The following is a 14451-nucleotide window of genomic DNA, read 5'->3' as shown; positions in this document are numbered from 1 at the left end:
TTCAGAGGAATAGGAGTGCGTCGCGCTCATGGTTTTGTGCGCGTTCGGCGACTGCGTGGGCGAAGAAAAACGTGTTAAGGCGGATTCGCCCGAAGGCTTCAGCGATGTGCGGCGCAGCGGCCCGAAGTGTGAGTGCTTCGAGCGCGGAGACGGCCAGGACACCGATGCGGTCCCGACGGTCGATCACTGAAACAAGGGCGAGTTGGGCAGATCGCGTATGGACCAACTCATCGGATAGTCCTTGGAGGTCCAGGGCAATGTCGATGGTCGCCAGAGTTCGCTGCAGGTGAGCGCACGCGGCGATTGTCGGTGCATGCGTAAAGCTGACAATTGCCACGTAGATCGCCGCGTCCGAGGCTAGGACGTTCGTTTGGCTCGGCAGCGTCATTGCACTGTCCCAGAGAATGCAACGTTGCCGACGATGGCGTCGAGCTGGGCGTAGAGATTGCACGCACTGTTGGCAGGGAGCAGCTCCACGTCGCCAGGTGCGAGGTTGAGCGTGCGCGCGACCTTTGCCAGGGAGGAGAGATAGAGCAAGTGGCCCGCATGGCGGTGGACAACCGCACCACCGTTCTCCGTGTGTACGTTCAAGATGACAACGTCAATGCCGCGTGCCGCGAAGCAATCGAGCGTGCGATCCCAGGCGGGGCCGGGCTCGGTATAGAGCTCCGTTGCCACAAAGTGGTGGACTTCAACCAAGTACATGGCGGCGAGCAGCCGCAGGTGGCGATTGGCGTCGCCCGCGATTCCTAACAACATGGTTTGCTCCTCAGTCTTTATCGTTCGCCTGCAGCTTCTTGAGGTCGAACGTGTTGGGGTGTTGCTTGCGGCTGGTGCGCCGTCGCCGGGCGCGGTTGGCGTTGAGGCGCGCCTGGATGTCTGCGACGAGCTTCTTGCGGTGATGAGGTTCGGCAATGTAGTCGTCGAAGAGAGCCGGATCGCCACGTTGGCGGAGAAACTCGGCCCTCATCGCAGCAAGAGAGAACGCGCCTTTGGCCACTCAGTTGCTCCAGGAGATCTCAGCAGGAAGGTGCAGCCAGGCAGAGCCCGGCAACTGCGCGTGCACCAGCTCGATCGAGACTAGATCCGTCAGCAGGCCGGAAAGGCAGTCCTGCCCAACAAATGGCGGGGTACGGCCGATCTCCATGAAGCCCGCCCATGCCAGCCACGCCAACGCCATGGCGGGGTCGCGCGCGCCCGTCAGGTTGATGACCGGCGCCTCGTGTACTGCGTTGGGATGGGGGAGGGAGAACTGCGCTGCTGCGGAGAAGCCTGCGGGGAACGCGCTTGCCAGCAGGTTGGAAAGCTCCTGCAGTTGAAGGATTTCGGCAAATGCCATTACATACCTCCAGCAAGTAGCCAGTCCGCGCCCGGCGCAATGCCGCCAGCCAGACCGAAGCCGAGCAGGATCAGCAGAAGCGCTTGGAGGGGATGACGAGAGAAGTAGCCATTGGCGAGGCGGTCGATAGGCGATTCATGCATGGCGCGCCTCCCTGCGGGCCCGTACCTCCTCTGCATCACGGGCCTTCTCCAGGTCGAGGTAGGCCCAGCAGAAGGCTTCGAGTGCTACTCGTGTGAGAACGGTCGAGGCCGGTTGCCATCTCCACTCGTTGGTGCCGGCATGCAGGATCTTGATCGCCGCGCCCTCGGCTTGCGTCCAGAGCGGTTCCCAAGTTCGTTCATCCCAGAAGGGGTGAAGCTCGAACTCGATGCGGATCTCGAGCTCGATGCTCATGCCAATCGGGCTGGCGAAAGCAACAGTTTCGAACGCGCGGTGGTACGTAGGCTTGCCCCATAACGCGCGGCTGTAATCTGGGTCGCGAAGCGCGGTGTCCATGAAATCCCGGCGCGCCTGGGCCACAGGGTCGGTGTAGCCGCCGAAAACTCCTGCATGCACAGAGTCATGCTCCGTGCCGAAGTCGTCGATGACGGCCCAGTGATTTACCGAGACCTTGCCGTTGCGATCGAATTCGAGATGCATGGCCGCCTCACGCGCGATAGGTGGTGCGGACGGCCGGCACGGTTGCCGGAGCGGCTTGGTCGTCGCCGACCCAGGAGAGTGCGACGACGATGAAGGCTGTCACGGCCAGGGTGACCAGCCAGGACTTGACGCGCGAGGGGAGAGGCATGGTGGCTCCATCAGGACGGGTGTTGGAGCGCAGAGTAGGAATTCCTAATCAATATGTCAATAGGAATTCCTTATTTTGTGGCGTAATGCACGCGACCTCGAAGTAATCGAGGTCGTGCCAGTGATTTTGCTAGCAGATGTTTGGGCTGTGGAAGGTGATGGCAGTCACAATGGAAAATCGCGCCACCGCTTCCACCTATCCATGCTTATGAATTTTTCCAAGCGGCTTCTTCGGGGCCTTCGAAGCGCGCTTCCCTGTTGTCGTGCTTGCTGCCAAGACGGTCGTCAGAGTCTCGATTACGTATGTCATCCGCTCGTCAGGCACCGCGCGGAGCAGTTCCATCGCGTGTAGCTTCTCCTTTGGAAGCGTGGACGTCGGTGCCGGAGCGATTTCGATGCTGGCTTGCAGGTCTTCCCGTGGCACAAGGTGGTACGGGGCATGGATCTTGCCTTTACCCGTAGCGAGCCACCAAGGGTTGACACGTAGGAATTCCGCTGCCGCAAGGAGATTGGCCCCCTCCAAGCGCTTGGTCCGTCCATTCAGCCAATCGGCAACCGATGGTGCGCGGACGCCGCATGCACGAGCGAGATCGACCGGCTTGACTTCCGGTGGTCCGGCCATTGCGACCTTGAGGCGTTCAGAGAGATCCATAGTTAGGCAATCCTAATCGAATCCGCGATAGGAATGCCTTGACACAAAAAGTAAGGAATTCCTAAAATCACGGGCATGACAAAGGTTGCTGAGCTCATCGAGTACCTGGGCGGTCCCACCGCGGTCGCACGGCTGCTCAGTATCTCCGCTGCATCTGTGTGCGGTTGGAAGGAGGAGGGTCGGATCTCGCGTGGCCGCGTTTGTGAGCTGGCCATTGCGAGCGGTCGGCCCATCAACTCCCTTGACGATGCGCGGCCGGAAAACTGGCATCGCATCTGGCCGGAACTGGGGCACATCCGGGCCCCAACTGGCGTGCTACCAAGGGAAATCTAACCATGGTCAAGTCCCTGTGCTTCCTGCCTGATCCTTTAGCTCATATCGCCAGCGATGGATGAGCTGGGCGCATCCGTAAGCACAGTCTACGTGCGACGCATCTGCGGAAACACCACCAATAACCTCCAAGAACTATGGGAATTCGTAACGCCTACCTATCGATGATCCGCGCCATGCCGGGCGGCTGGGACGCCATGGCGGCGGCGCTGGGCATGTCCAAAGCTGGCCTGGAGAATCGAGTCTATGAGCGTAAGGAGCAGCGCATGCACGTTGAGACAGCGCTTGCCATGCAGGCGCTCTCAGGCACGCGTCGCCTTGCTGAAGCCATTGCGCAAGAGTCCGGCGGCGTTTTCGTGCCGCTGCCTGAGATCCAGATCTCCGGTCGCGAGGAGCTCTTCGACAAGCAGCAGGAACTGCTCTCCGAACTAGGTGACCTCTTCGGGCGCTTCCGAGAGTTCACCGCCGACGGGGAGCTTGACGCGAGAGAGAGCACCAAGCTGCGCGGTCTGACAGACGAAGTCCACCGCAGCTTGCAGGAGTTCATGGCCGTCGCGGTCCGGATCTACGAGCGGCACGAGGCGCCGCCCGAGGGGCGTCGCTGATGGCGGCGGTGGACTTGCGCAGCCCACCAGGCGCGCGCATTGCTCGTCGGATTCTGGCGCGGCAAGGAACTGTCGGTCCGGGCCGCTTGACCGAGCGGGAAATGGGCGTTGTCTATGCGGAGGTAGTGTCAAAGTTGCGCCGGCGGCGGTGGGAGGCAAGCGAGTTCGTTTTCAGCGTGTTCCTCTTTCGTAAGCCAGGCCGCGTTGTTACGGTCGCCTATGAAAGCGGCTCAACAAAGGCACAAGTTGAATTAGGGCGAGAGCCGACCCTACGGCACTGGCTGGGAAACTACAGCCACCGTTCCAGTGATAGCCACGTCCTGGACGACGTGGTCGGATTCAACGATGGCCGATGAGCGCTGCGGTGAAACTCCCAAGTCCGATGCCCTTCGGTTTGCCCAGAACATTTCGTGCTGCAAGCCTTGGCGAGCGTTTGGCGGTTACTGCTGCAATCGCTCAACGCAGCAATGCTGCGCTTGGCACCACTTGGCCACAGCTCTCAAGCCCCGCGGCGAGAAGCCGATGCGGGCATTCGCAATCCAACTCCTGGGCGCATGCGGCTGGCCCGTTAGCCAAGTGCACTGGGTCTTCCGTGCGGCCGGCGAGACATCTGTGCTCGCGCAAATCTGCGCCGAGCGTTGTGCAGCAGGTCAAACACAGCTCGAGCGTGACCGCTATCGCGCCGAACTCGTCGCGTCGACGTCTCCCGAGTTCGTTGCCACCTTTGATGTTCTCTTCCAGGCGGTGCTCGGCCGCATCTGTGGTTCTCCGATGGATCTTGAAATTCTGCCCATCAGTTCGGTGATGGGACAGGGACGTATTGCCGCCCAGGGCGGCCTATGCGCTACGAAAGGCAATCCTTACCTGCACGGCACAGAGCATCACCAGCTGTGGGGGCTCGGCTACATCTGGGGAGGCGGCCGCGCTGGCGATGCCGCGGCGCTATGCCGCGTCGAATGCGACACCTGCAGGCGCGAAGAGGGACCGGCATGAGCGGCGGGCATCTAGTAAACAACGCCGAGTGGCTGGCGCTGCGCGGAGTCGACTGGCTGGCCAGGGATCTCTACGGCGCAATCAGGCGCAGCATGGACTTCAAGACCGGCATCGTTGGCGACAAGGCCAAACGGATCTCGTGGCAAGCGCTGCGAGAGGACACGGAGGTTCTTGGCAGGCCGGGGGTGAAGACCGTCAAGCCATCTGAACATCAGCTGCGCCGCCGCGTAGGCCAACTGGTCCGGGAGGGCCTGGTGGAGGTGATTAGCACCAGCACGCACCTGCGGTTCCGGTTGCTGCTCGCCACAAGGCTTTCGCGCGCGCCCAAAAAACCCGCACCCCCTCCACAAGGGGTAGCGCCGCCCGCGAAGCCGCCACGGAAGCCGGCTCGCAGGATTGTCCACAATGAAAGTTCGCCGAAAGCCGCACCTCATCTGGAGTGTCCGGTTAACCCTATAAAAACCACCCCCCCTAACCCCCCCGTGCCGGAGCACGAGGGGGAACGAGTCGTCCCCCCCACGCCTTCGGCGCGGGCGGGCGAGTTGGACCCCCAACAGCAGATCGAGCCCCCCGCGCCTGGCGCGCGGGAGGACGGCAAAGATTGCCAACCCCCATCGCGCAGCACACGGCAGCGGCCCTCAGAGGAACGCCGCAGGTCTGCAAGCCGCCGTGGGGATGGGCCTGCGGCCCGGCAATCAGAGAAGGGGCGAGGCAAAAGCCTCGGGTGGAAACCAGGCTGTGCCTGGCCGATAGGGCTGACAGCCGCAGAGAGGCGCGACGTTGCGAAGATGCACGACGAGGTAGGGCCCGAGCTCGGCCAGCGTGTTTTCGACGAACTGAGGGGCGCTATGGAGGCCGGCACGGTCCATTATCCATGGGGGCTAATGCAACATCTGTTTCAACGCGCCCGGGATGACCCTGGCTGGCGGCCCGAGCATGCGGACCGTATCGCCGAACAGCGGGCGCGCTGGCGCCAGACTCAGGAGGTACTCGCGGCACAGGAGGCGGCGCACGCCGAGCGCTGGGGCCTCGCCCCCCGGCCGGTGGCTGCGTTGACCGGCGATACGTGGCCCGCAGGTGAGTGGCCCGAGGTTGAGCCATGACTGCAGACGGGCTGGTTCAGGCGTCGTATATGGAGGCTGTTGAGCAGATGGCGCTTCGTCGGCAGCGGCGGGACCGGTGGTCATCGCGCACGGTGTTTTGGGCGGCCGTGCGCTTCAGTGCGTGCGGCGAATTACGTGCGGAGAGTTGGCCAGCGGTTGCGCAGCGATGGGCCGCGCTGTTGGCAGAAGCCGACCAGGAGCACCTGCCGCCAATCCCAGGTCAAGCGGAGGCCGATACCCTGGGCCGGCACGCTACGCGTGCGGATAGGGCTTTGGCACACATGAGGGACATCGTGGGCGGGAGGCATTGATGGCGAATGGGAAAAGCCTTGGAGCGCGGCGCTACGAAGGCCTTACGGATGGATGGGTGATCGAGCGTCTGGAGCAGTGGGGGGCCGCGCGACGGCACGGCTGGACCGGCGGTGGCGGGTATGGTCAGAGCTGCCTCACACTGCCGGAGATCCGGTCCGGAAGGCCGCATGGTTTCGTCCCGGAACTGGCGGGCCACGGCGAAGCGACGGACGCAGCTGTACGGAAGCAGCCGCGGGAGCTGCAGCGCATAGCACAGCTGCTCTACATCCGGAGGTTGACGGGACGAGAGGTCGCGCGCGAACTGTCCATTAGCGAGCCGAGGGTGACGCGGCTAAAACAGATGCTTGTGCAGGGTGTGAAATATTGCCTTGAGAATCAAAGTGTTAGAACCCCACCCGTAGTGATTCTCTTGAAATCGTGAAATTCGGTGGTACATTTCCGCTACGCTGTGCGATGCGTGCGTCGACAGTAACAGTGAAGCCCGATCCGGTGATTGCCAGGTCGGGCTTTTTGTTTTGTTCGGTCTGGCGCGAGGTCAACTCAAGAATCGCGGACTTGGCCGAGTGGTCAGCCACCGGCCTTCCAAGCCGCCTACGCCGGTTCGAATCAGGTAGTCCGCTCCAGTGTCTCCTCGGGCATCCGCCCGTTTTAGCCCGCCCGGCCGTGCCGGAGCGCGGCGCTTCTTTTTTGACGGTTCGTATGTGCAAATGCCAAATCTCATCGAGTCAGATTAGCGCCGGGACGATCAATGCCGAGGCGGCATATGCTGCCGCTTGTGGCGGTTCCTCTGTGCCCGCCAGGCATATCGTGCGCGCCAGTCACCTTCGGATCATTCGTGCACCACTGGTGAATGCGGCGGATCACCTGTATGCCGTACCGGGCAAACTGTTTGGGGTGTACGACGAGTCTGACAGCGGCGAACTCGTGTCCGTGAGTTATGAGTTGGTGGGCACATGCGGTGACCAGACGCTGTTCCGCCTAATTTGCAACCCTTCCGGTCGAGTCTTCGCAGAGGTCGAGGTGCCGCCATTCGCGCTGCCGGACAGCGTGACCGCGGACGCCGCCGCCTCGCAGTTCACCCCGGGCCCTGGATACTCGCACTGCTGATCCCATCATGTCGTTCTCCCTGTCGACGTCGATTGCCGACGTGGTCCGCAACCAGTACAGCGTGTATGCCAGGCAGGTTCCCTTCGCCGCAGCACTCGCGCTGACGCGGACGGCGCAGCGTGCCGCTGAGGCGGAGGAACAGGCGTTGCAGCGGTCGTTCGAGAGTCCGACGCCCTTCACCCTCCGCGCCATCGGCGTTCAACGTGCGACCAAGCAGAACTTGGCGGCAGCTGTCTTCGTCAAGGACCGGCAGGCTGCCTACTTGCGGCCGGAGATTGAGGGCGGCAGGCGTGAGCTGAAGACCTTCGAACAGATGTTCCAGGGCGGCTATGTGGTGCCGGCTGCTGGCGTAAAGCGAAACCAGTATGGCAACGTATCGAAGGCAACGATCAAGCGGATCGCGGGCGAGCTGAATACATCGGGCAATGCCAAGCGCTACTTCCGAGGCGTGCCGCGCGGCCACAATCTGCCCGCCGGTATCTATGCCCGGGTCAACAACAACACCTCGATCGTGCCGCTGATGGTGTTTGCGCGCGACCCGATTTACGAAAAGCGCTTTCAGTTTAGCGAGGTTGCTGAGTTAGCAGCTCGGGATGGTTTTGAGGCGGAGATGGCCGCGGCTTGGGCACAGGCATTAGCTTCGGCGCGTTAGTCTCCCCGTCGCTCTGCACTCGACGCACCTTCGCGCAAGCCGGAAATGAAGTTGCGCATGTCGTTTAGCAGCATGTCGGCCTCATCCTCTGATAAGGGGTGCACTGGTTCTGTGTAGAACTGCCTTGCCCGGTTGGTTAGCCTGCGAATCAAACTGCGAGCCCAGGTCGGCTGCGTTCGAACGTGGATGCTGTCCAGGGTTCGAAGGACGGCGTAGTTGCGCGCCGGCCTTGTGTTGCTGTCGATCAGAGCTTCCAGTTCTTTCGCGATTGCTCTCACGTGTTCGGAGGTTCTCATGATGTGCTGTGATGGGAGGCTACAAAGCGTTAGCCTTGAGCGAGTCATTAGCTTCTCGCGCGATGTATGGCCTGTCGGAAAGGATGTTGGTGACGGTGCGTTGATCCGTTTTCTTTGCAGCCAATCTGGCGTGCTCCTCGCCTTTGCGAATCCGCTTAACGAAAGCCAATATGGACCGGTGTTGCCATTGGCGCTCGGAGCGACGGGCACCGATCAACGTCAACCGGAGGAATCGTACTGGCCTGCAGGTGTCGACCCGTGTGACGGCGATCACCTTCAGGGAGGCTGGGGCGTGCGCTCCCTAATGGCTCAGCCAAGTTGCGTGAAGCTGCTGGAGGTGATCCGTTTTGTCATATATGTGCCGGATTCCTCCGGAACTGAAGTGCGGGTCGATTACCTCTTTAGTCCGGATGGGCGTTTGATCGCCTATCACAGCTTTCAGGATGGCACACCAAGCGAGGTCGCGGAGCGTGATCTCGGTATTCACAGGGCGGTGTCCCGCGGCGAGTCAATGAGCCCGTGCGAGACCTAAGTTCTGGCACGGTTCCTGTCCAGCTCCACTCCACACTTTAACGATATAAGAATAAGAACTCGTTTCATGACGAGGGCTCTGATGCACCCCGTCGGTGCAGGGGTAGGCGGGGTGCTGGGCCGTGTTGCGTCAGCGCGACGCCATGAGCCGGCGGCGGGGCCCCTGGGGGTATCGGGCTGGCAAGGGTAATTCGCGCCCCGCCTTTTCTCTAGTCATGGGGCAGATGTAAGGGGGTTGTATGGTAAGCCTGGATGAGCGGATGACCCAGGCAGCCTTCGGGGCGATCGTCGGCATCAGCCAGCAGGCAGTGAGTGATCTGATTTCTCGCGGGGTGCTCTATGCCGGCGACAGTGCCGGGAGCTGGCTGCATGCGTATTGCGGCCATCTGCGCGAGCAGGCCGCCGGTCGCTACTCGGAAGGTGACCTCGACCTGGTGGAGGAGCGTGCCAGGCTGGCCAAAGAGCAGGCGGACCGACTGGCCATGCAAAACGCGGAGACTCGCGGCGAATTGGCGCCGGTGCACGTGATTGAGCAGATCCTCTCGATGGCGGGCACGCGGGTGGCTGGCATCCTGGACGCGATTCCCGGCGCTGTGCGCCGGCGTATCCCTAGCCTGTCGGCCGAAGGCGTGAAGCTGATCGAGCTCGAGGTTGCCCGGGCGCGGAATATCGCGGCGGCGGTGTCGCTGCAGGACCTGCAGCCCGCGGACATGTTTGAGGAGCCGGGGGATCCGCAGGATGGCGGAAGCACGACGGCCGAAGTCATGCCGGACGAGGGCGGCTAAATGTTCCAGTACTCGCGAGAGGCGATCGCGCGGCGCCTCTCGCGAGGCTTGGCCGCCTTCGGTGTGCCCGAGCCGATGTCGCTCGACGAATGGGCGAGCAAGCACTTCTACCTGTCGGCGGAATCGTCCTACGTCGAGCAGGCCTGGCGGCCGTGGCCTTTCCAGCGCGCCATTCTCGCCTGCATCAGCAATGACGACATCCGGGCGGTGGACTTCAGGAAGTCCGCGCGAGTCGGGTACACGAAGATGATCCTGGCCGCGATTGGTTACTTCGCTCACCACAAGCGCCGGAACCAGGCGCTATGGCAGCCGACCGACGATGACCGCGACGAGTTCGTGAAGACAGAGCTCGACCCGATGCTGCGTGACGTGAAGGCGATGCGGGAGGTGTTCCCGGCCTACCTCGCGCGGCATAAGGACAACACGCTGCAGGCGAAGAAATTCCTCGGCAGCATGTCTCACTTCCGCGGCGGCAAGGCGGCGAAGAGCTACCGGCGGATCTCGGTAGATGTGGTGTACCTGGACGAGCTGGACGCGTTCGACGCGGACGTCGAGAAGGAGGGCGCGCCCGATGTCCTGGCCGGCAAGCGCATTGAAGGGGCGACGTTCCCCAAGATGGTCACCGGGTCGACCCCGAAACTGAAGGGGTTCAGCCTGATCGAGGCGCGCGAGATGCAGGCCGACGCGCGCTATGACTATCACGTCCACTGCCCGCACTGCGATGGGCATCACGCCATTACGTGGGGCGGCAAGGACGAGCCGCACGGCTTCAAGTGGACCGGTCGCGATGCCGAATCAGCGCGGCATCTCTGCCCGCACTGCGGGGCGCTGATCACGCAGGCCGAATACCTGGCCGTGTGGGAACGGGGCTTCTGGTACGGCGACGACGGCAGCACGATCGAGCACGACGGCGTCTTTCGCAACGCCGCCGGTGAGCGGGTCCTGCCGCCGCGACATATTGCCTTCCGCGTTTGGACTGCGTACAGCCCGGCAGCGTCGTGGGCGGATATCGTCAAGGAGTTCCTGGCCGCATACGACAAGGCGCAGGAGGGCGACGACTCGAAGCTCAAGGCCTTCCGGAACACGACCCTGGGCGAGACGTGGGAAGGCGAGATCGAGCGCACCGATGCGGAAGAGCTCAAGCATCGGGCCGAGCCGTTCCGGCTTGCCGTGGTGCCATGGGGATGCCTGCTGCTACTGGCCAGTTGCGATACGCAGGACAACCGCGTCGAGGTAAGCGTCTGGGGGTTCGGACGCGGCTCGGAGATGTGGACGATCGATCATCAATTTTTCTTCGGGAATACACAGGAAGATGAAGTCTGGGACAGGGTCTTGACGTACCTGGTAGAAACGCGGTTCCCGCATGTCAGCGGCACCGAACTGAAGATCGCGGCGTCGGCCGTCGACTCCGGCGGCCATAGTACGCATCGGGTCTACGAGTTCGCCCGGGTGAACGCGCGACACAAGGTCTTTGCGGTCAAAGGCCGCCCGACCGGCGAGCGCAACATCCGCGACGGCGCCAGCCAGGTCGATATCGACTGGCGCGGCAAGCGGCGTAAGAAGGGCGTGACGCTCTGGTGGGTCGGCACCAACCTGGTCAAAGACCTCCTGCATGGGCGGCTCGAGGTCGAGAAGCCCGGGCCGGGTTACGTGCATCTGTCGCGGGACCTCAGTGACGAGTGGTTCCGGCAGTTTGCCGGCGAGGCGCGGGCAACCCGTAAGACCCAGTTCGGTTCGCAGACGCGATGGGTGGCGCAGCGCAAGCGTCTGGAGGCGAAAGACTGCGCGGTCTACGCGATCTGGCTGGAGCACCACATGGAGCTCCGTCGCCGCCCGGAGGCTTGGTGGGACGCGCTGGAAGAACAGGTCCAGCCGCGGAATCTGAGCCTGTTCGCCATGGCAGACGGTCCACCCGATATGGCGCAGGAGACGGATTCCACCCCCGCTTCGGCGGGGCTTTTACTTGGTGCCCAGCCGACGCAGGAAGCGTCAGGGCTGCTGGCACGGGAAGCGCCGCCGGCGGCCGAACCGGTTGCGGCGCGGCCACGGCAACCTGCTCAGCGGCGAGTCATTCGCTCGAGCTACTTGAAGAGGCGATGAAGTGGCATATACCCAGGCGGATCTCGAGCGCGTCAACCGCGCGATCGCCAGCTCCGAGCTGGAGGTGCAGTACGACGGCAAGCGAGTGCGGTACCGCTCGCAGGGGGAACTGCTCCAGGCGCGCGCGACGATCCTGAAGGACCTGGAGCAGCAGGCGCCGCGCAAGCAGTCGCGCGTGTCGCGCCTACGCCATGGCGGCAAGGGGGTCTGATGGCCTATTCCACGTTGCGCGGGAGGGGCTTCCTCCTCCCTCGGCGGCTGAACAACCTGGGCAGCGCCTACGAGGCCGGTGCGACGGGCGGGAGCCGGTCGGCGAACTGGCGGCCAAGCAATGCGGGGCCGAACGCCGCGACGCAGGCGCTGCCCATGATCCGGCGTCGCTCCCGCGATGCCATCCGCAACGATCCGTGGGCGAGGGCAGCCATTGCCCGGCTCGTGAGCAACACCATCGGCACTGGGATCCAGCCCTTCCCGCTGCACCCGGACAAGGAGGTTCGGGCACTGCTGAAAGACCTGTGGGCGGACTGGGTGCCGGATGCGGACGCGGACGGGCAGCTCGACGCCTATGGGCAGCAGGCATTGGCCGCGCGAGCCATGTTCGCCGACGGCGAGGCGCTGGCTCGTCTGCGCCCGCGGCGGCCGGAGGATGGTCTGGCCGTGCCGCTGCAGATCCAGGCGATCGAGGCGGACCACCTGCCTGTCGAGAAATGCGAGGGGCTGCCAAACGGCAACCAGATCGTCCACGGCGTGGAGTTCGACGGCCGCATCGGCAAGCGAGTGAACTACCACCTGTGGCGGCACCACCCTGGTGACTACCAGTTCGGTACGAGGCTGCCGCAGTCGCTGGTACCGGTACAGGCGGATCAGGTGGTGCACGTCTACCAGGTCACACGGCCCGGGCAGGTGCGGGGGATGCCCGAGCTGACGACGGTGCTGCTGCGGCTGAAGTCCCTCGACAACTTCGACGACGCGGTCCTCTTCCGCCAGGAGGTGGCGAACCTGTTCGCCGGCTTCGTCACCAAGCCGGAACCGGAAGCGCAGGGCCAGGATCCGGCAACGGGTCTGCTGGCGGAGTACGACAACGACGGCTACACGCCCCTCACGTCGCTGGAACCCGGAACGATGCAGGAGCTTGGCCCAGGCGAGGAGGTGAAGTTCTCCCAGCCGCCCGATGCCGGAGACAACTACGAAGGCTTCATGCGTCAGCAGTTGATGGCTGCATGTGCGTCAGTCGGCGTGCCCTACGAGGTGCTGACCGGTGACCTGCGCAACGTCAGCGATCGCGTCTTGCGCGTGATTCTCAACGAATTTCACCGGCAGATCGAGCAACTGATCTGGACAACCTTCATCCACCAGTACTGCCGGCCAATCTGGGCGGCCTGGCTCGATGCGGCAGTCCTGTCGGGCGTGGTGTCGCTGAACGATTACTACCGAAACCGCCGGCTGTATCTGCGGGTGCGCTGGGTGCCACAAGGCTGGGCATATGTCCATCCGGTCCAGGACGTCGAGGCACAGGCTCGCGAGGTGCGTGCCGGCTTCCGCAGCCGGTCTTCCGTCATCCTCGCGCGCGGCGAGGATCCGGACCAGACCGACCAGGAAATCCACGCGGACAATGCCCGCGCGGACAGTCACGGCCTGGTACTCGATTCCGATCCGCGGCGGACGACATCCGCTGGCGGCCCGGTCAAGGATCAACCAACCAATGGGGAGTAACGATGCCGAAACCACGCAACTGGTACGCGATGCAGGCAAAGACAGACAGCGAGCGGACGATTGCCGAGCTGCGCATCTATGACGAGATCGGCTTCTGGGGCGTGACCGCCGGAGCGTTCGTGTCAGCGCTCAACGCCATCGCCGACACGGCCGACGAGGTCCTCGTTAGCGTGAATTCGATCGGCGGCGATGTCTTCGATGCGTTTGCCATCTACAACGCGCTGCGTCGATTCTCGGGGCGGGTAACCACGCGCGTCGACGGCGTTGCCGCTTCCGCTGCGTCGCTGGTCGTCATGGCCGGCGACAGGATCGTCATGCCGGAGAACGCGCAGCTGATGATCCACAATCCGTGGACGATCACGGCCGGCGAGGCCTCTGATCTCCGGCGAATCGCGGACATGATGGACAACGCCCGCGACGGCATCATGGCTGCGTACCGGAACAAGTCCGGACAGGACGAGGCGGAGCTGATCCGCATGATGGACGAGGAGACCTGGCTCACTGCACTGGAAGCGCAGGCGCTCGGCATGTGCGATGTCATCGAAGCGCCCGTACGGCTGGCTGCCTCAGCCCGCAGCGTGGAGGTGATCGCAAAGTACCGACGCACACCGGAAGACCTTCGGGCGCAGCTACAGGACGCGCCGGCAGCAGAGCCGCCCGTGCTGACCGATCCGGCAGCCGAGCCGCCGTCGGCCTCACAGACAACGGTTGATCCACCGTCGCCAACGAACACGCCGGCGCCCGCTGATCCCGAGCCCGCGGCCAGTCTCGTCGCCCACGTGCTGGCATCGTGCCGGGCGGCTCAGATCGGACACCTCGGTGAATCAGTTTTGCTGAGTTGCGGGCTTCTCGACCGCGCCGGTGCTGACGCGCGCATCGCCCAGGCAAGAGAGATTGCGGGCCTTTGTGTTGCAGCAAAGGCCGCAGATCGGGCAGCCGAACTGGTCAGCTCTGGGCTGTCCGTAGAACAGGCTCGCGCGAGACTCTTCGACACCGTGATCGACAGGTCCGGCCAGCAGATCAACAACAAGCAACCGACTGGCCCAGCAGCCCCGGAAGTGCCGCTGGCGGCCAGCGTATATGCGGCGCGAGGTCAGGCGCGTGCCCGCCAAGGTCGATATTCCGCCTGACCCAACTCAACCAC

General features: G+C 63.5%; 18 protein-coding genes. 10 read left to right on the top strand and 8 right to left on the bottom strand.

The features are described 5' to 3' along the window. Window position 1: 1 nt before the first annotated feature. From A2G96_RS16990 to A2G96_RS34145, 8 genes are all read right to left on the bottom strand, one after another. Window positions 2–388 (bottom strand): hypothetical protein, encoded by a 387-nt coding sequence (locus tag A2G96_RS16990; protein ID WP_062801173.1) that lies wholly within the window; start codon window positions 386–388, stop codon window positions 2–4. Continuing rightward, on the bottom strand, window positions 385–759 hold the full coding sequence (locus tag A2G96_RS16985; protein ID WP_062801171.1) for a hypothetical protein: 375 nt from the start codon (window positions 757–759) through the stop codon (window positions 385–387). Before A2G96_RS16985 ends, A2G96_RS16990 begins: the two co-directional genes overlap by 4 nt. Before the next feature lie 10 nt (window positions 760–769). Further along, window positions 770–1000 carry a hypothetical protein gene (locus A2G96_RS16980; protein WP_062801169.1) on the bottom strand — a complete coding sequence of 77 codons (231 nt, stop codon included), beginning with the start codon at window positions 998–1000 and terminating at the stop codon, window positions 770–772. Further along, window positions 1001–1339, bottom strand: coding sequence for a hypothetical protein (locus A2G96_RS16975; RefSeq protein WP_062801167.1), 339 nt, complete (start codon window positions 1337–1339; stop codon window positions 1001–1003). Next, a complete protein-coding gene (locus tag A2G96_RS33905; RefSeq protein ID WP_167354373.1) occupies window positions 1339–1482 on the bottom strand; it encodes a hypothetical protein in 144 nt (47 codons plus the stop codon). Before A2G96_RS33905 ends, A2G96_RS16975 begins: the two co-directional genes overlap by 1 nt. Further along, on the bottom strand, window positions 1475–1981 hold the full coding sequence (locus A2G96_RS16970) for a hypothetical protein (RefSeq protein ID WP_062801164.1): 507 nt from the start codon (window positions 1979–1981) through the stop codon (window positions 1475–1477). Before A2G96_RS16970 ends, A2G96_RS33905 begins: the two co-directional genes overlap by 8 nt. A 7-nt stretch (window positions 1982–1988) precedes the next feature. Beyond that, window positions 1989–2129 carry a hypothetical protein gene (locus A2G96_RS33740; RefSeq protein WP_154676087.1) on the bottom strand — a complete coding sequence of 47 codons (141 nt, stop codon included), beginning with the start codon at window positions 2127–2129 and terminating at the stop codon, window positions 1989–1991. Between the two features lie 195 nt (window positions 2130–2324). Next, window positions 2325–2780 (bottom strand): hypothetical protein, encoded by a 456-nt coding sequence (locus A2G96_RS34145; RefSeq protein WP_231909592.1) that lies wholly within the window; start codon window positions 2778–2780, stop codon window positions 2325–2327. A 467-nt stretch (window positions 2781–3247) separates the two neighbouring features. Between A2G96_RS34145 and A2G96_RS16965 the strand changes: the two genes are divergently transcribed. From A2G96_RS16965 to A2G96_RS16905, 10 genes are all read left to right on the top strand, one after another. Beyond that, complete coding sequence (locus tag A2G96_RS16965; protein ID WP_062801162.1) at window positions 3248–3715, top strand: YmfL family putative regulatory protein; 468 nt, start codon at window positions 3248–3250, stop codon at window positions 3713–3715. Window positions 3716–4327: 612 nt separating this feature from the next. After that, window positions 4328–4708 carry a hypothetical protein gene (locus A2G96_RS33385; RefSeq protein WP_150124166.1) on the top strand — a complete coding sequence of 127 codons (381 nt, stop codon included), beginning with the start codon at window positions 4328–4330 and terminating at the stop codon, window positions 4706–4708. Between the two features lie 1889 nt (window positions 4709–6597). Continuing rightward, on the top strand, window positions 6598–7230 hold the full coding sequence (locus A2G96_RS33380) for a hypothetical protein (RefSeq protein WP_150124165.1): 633 nt from the start codon (window positions 6598–6600) through the stop codon (window positions 7228–7230). 7 nt (window positions 7231–7237) lie between these two features. Further along, window positions 7238–7882 (top strand): hypothetical protein, encoded by a 645-nt coding sequence (locus A2G96_RS16935; protein WP_062801155.1) that lies wholly within the window; start codon window positions 7238–7240, stop codon window positions 7880–7882. 396 nt (window positions 7883–8278) lie between these two features. Next, window positions 8279–8710, top strand: a complete 432-nt coding sequence (locus A2G96_RS33375) for a hypothetical protein (RefSeq protein ID WP_150124164.1) — start codon at window positions 8279–8281, stop codon at window positions 8708–8710. Between the two features lie 259 nt (window positions 8711–8969). Continuing rightward, the gene (locus A2G96_RS16925) at window positions 8970–9494 is read left to right on the top strand and encodes a terminase small subunit (protein WP_231909590.1); all 525 of its coding nucleotides are present in this window, start codon (window positions 8970–8972) and stop codon (window positions 9492–9494) included. Beyond that, window positions 9495–11594 carry a phage terminase large subunit family protein gene (locus A2G96_RS16920; protein WP_231909589.1) on the top strand — a complete coding sequence of 700 codons (2100 nt, stop codon included), beginning with the start codon at window positions 9495–9497 and terminating at the stop codon, window positions 11592–11594. Between the two features lies 1 nt (window position 11595). Further along, window positions 11596–11805, top strand: coding sequence for a phage head-tail joining protein (locus A2G96_RS16915; RefSeq protein WP_062801151.1), 210 nt, complete (start codon window positions 11596–11598; stop codon window positions 11803–11805). Next, window positions 11805–13307 (top strand): phage portal protein, encoded by a 1503-nt coding sequence (locus A2G96_RS16910; protein ID WP_062801150.1) that lies wholly within the window; start codon window positions 11805–11807, stop codon window positions 13305–13307. Before A2G96_RS16915 ends, A2G96_RS16910 begins: the two co-directional genes overlap by 1 nt. Before the next feature lie 2 nt (window positions 13308–13309). Further along, window positions 13310–14437, top strand: coding sequence for a head maturation protease, ClpP-related (locus tag A2G96_RS16905; RefSeq protein WP_062801147.1), 1128 nt, complete (start codon window positions 13310–13312; stop codon window positions 14435–14437). The last annotated feature ends 14 nt before the right edge of the window (window positions 14438–14451 follow it).

Origin of the sequence: Cupriavidus nantongensis (assembly GCF_001598055.1) — a bacterium.
Classification (GTDB): Bacteria; Pseudomonadota; Gammaproteobacteria; order Burkholderiales; family Burkholderiaceae; genus Cupriavidus; species Cupriavidus nantongensis.
This window is presented reverse-complemented; position numbering and strand designations above follow the sequence as displayed.

Coding starts and splice junctions, on each gene's coding strand:
- A2G96_RS16910 (WP_062801150.1), top strand. CDS start 11,805: ATGGCCTATTCCACGTTGCGCGGGAGGGGCTTCCTCCTCCCTCGGCGG.
- A2G96_RS34145 (WP_231909592.1), bottom strand. CDS start 2,780: ATGGATCTCTCTGAACGCCTCAAGGTCGCAATGGCCGGACCACCGGAA.
- A2G96_RS16990 (WP_062801173.1), bottom strand. CDS start 388: ATGACGCTGCCGAGCCAAACGAACGTCCTAGCCTCGGACGCGGCGATC.
- A2G96_RS16970 (WP_062801164.1), bottom strand. CDS start 1,981: ATGCATCTCGAATTCGATCGCAACGGCAAGGTCTCGGTAAATCACTGG.
- A2G96_RS16925 (WP_231909590.1), top strand. CDS start 8,970: ATGACCCAGGCAGCCTTCGGGGCGATCGTCGGCATCAGCCAGCAGGCA.
- A2G96_RS16985 (WP_062801171.1), bottom strand. CDS start 759: ATGTTGTTAGGAATCGCGGGCGACGCCAATCGCCACCTGCGGCTGCTC.
- A2G96_RS16965 (WP_062801162.1), top strand. CDS start 3,248: ATGGGAATTCGTAACGCCTACCTATCGATGATCCGCGCCATGCCGGGC.
- A2G96_RS16920 (WP_231909589.1), top strand. CDS start 9,495: ATGTTCCAGTACTCGCGAGAGGCGATCGCGCGGCGCCTCTCGCGAGGC.
- A2G96_RS33905 (WP_167354373.1), bottom strand. CDS start 1,482: ATGCATGAATCGCCTATCGACCGCCTCGCCAATGGCTACTTCTCTCGT.
- A2G96_RS16935 (WP_062801155.1), top strand. CDS start 7,238: ATGTCGTTCTCCCTGTCGACGTCGATTGCCGACGTGGTCCGCAACCAG.
- A2G96_RS33740 (WP_154676087.1), bottom strand. CDS start 2,129: ATGCCTCTCCCCTCGCGCGTCAAGTCCTGGCTGGTCACCCTGGCCGTG.
- A2G96_RS16975 (WP_062801167.1), bottom strand. CDS start 1,339: ATGGCATTTGCCGAAATCCTTCAACTGCAGGAGCTTTCCAACCTGCTG.
- A2G96_RS16905 (WP_062801147.1), top strand. CDS start 13,310: ATGCCGAAACCACGCAACTGGTACGCGATGCAGGCAAAGACAGACAGC.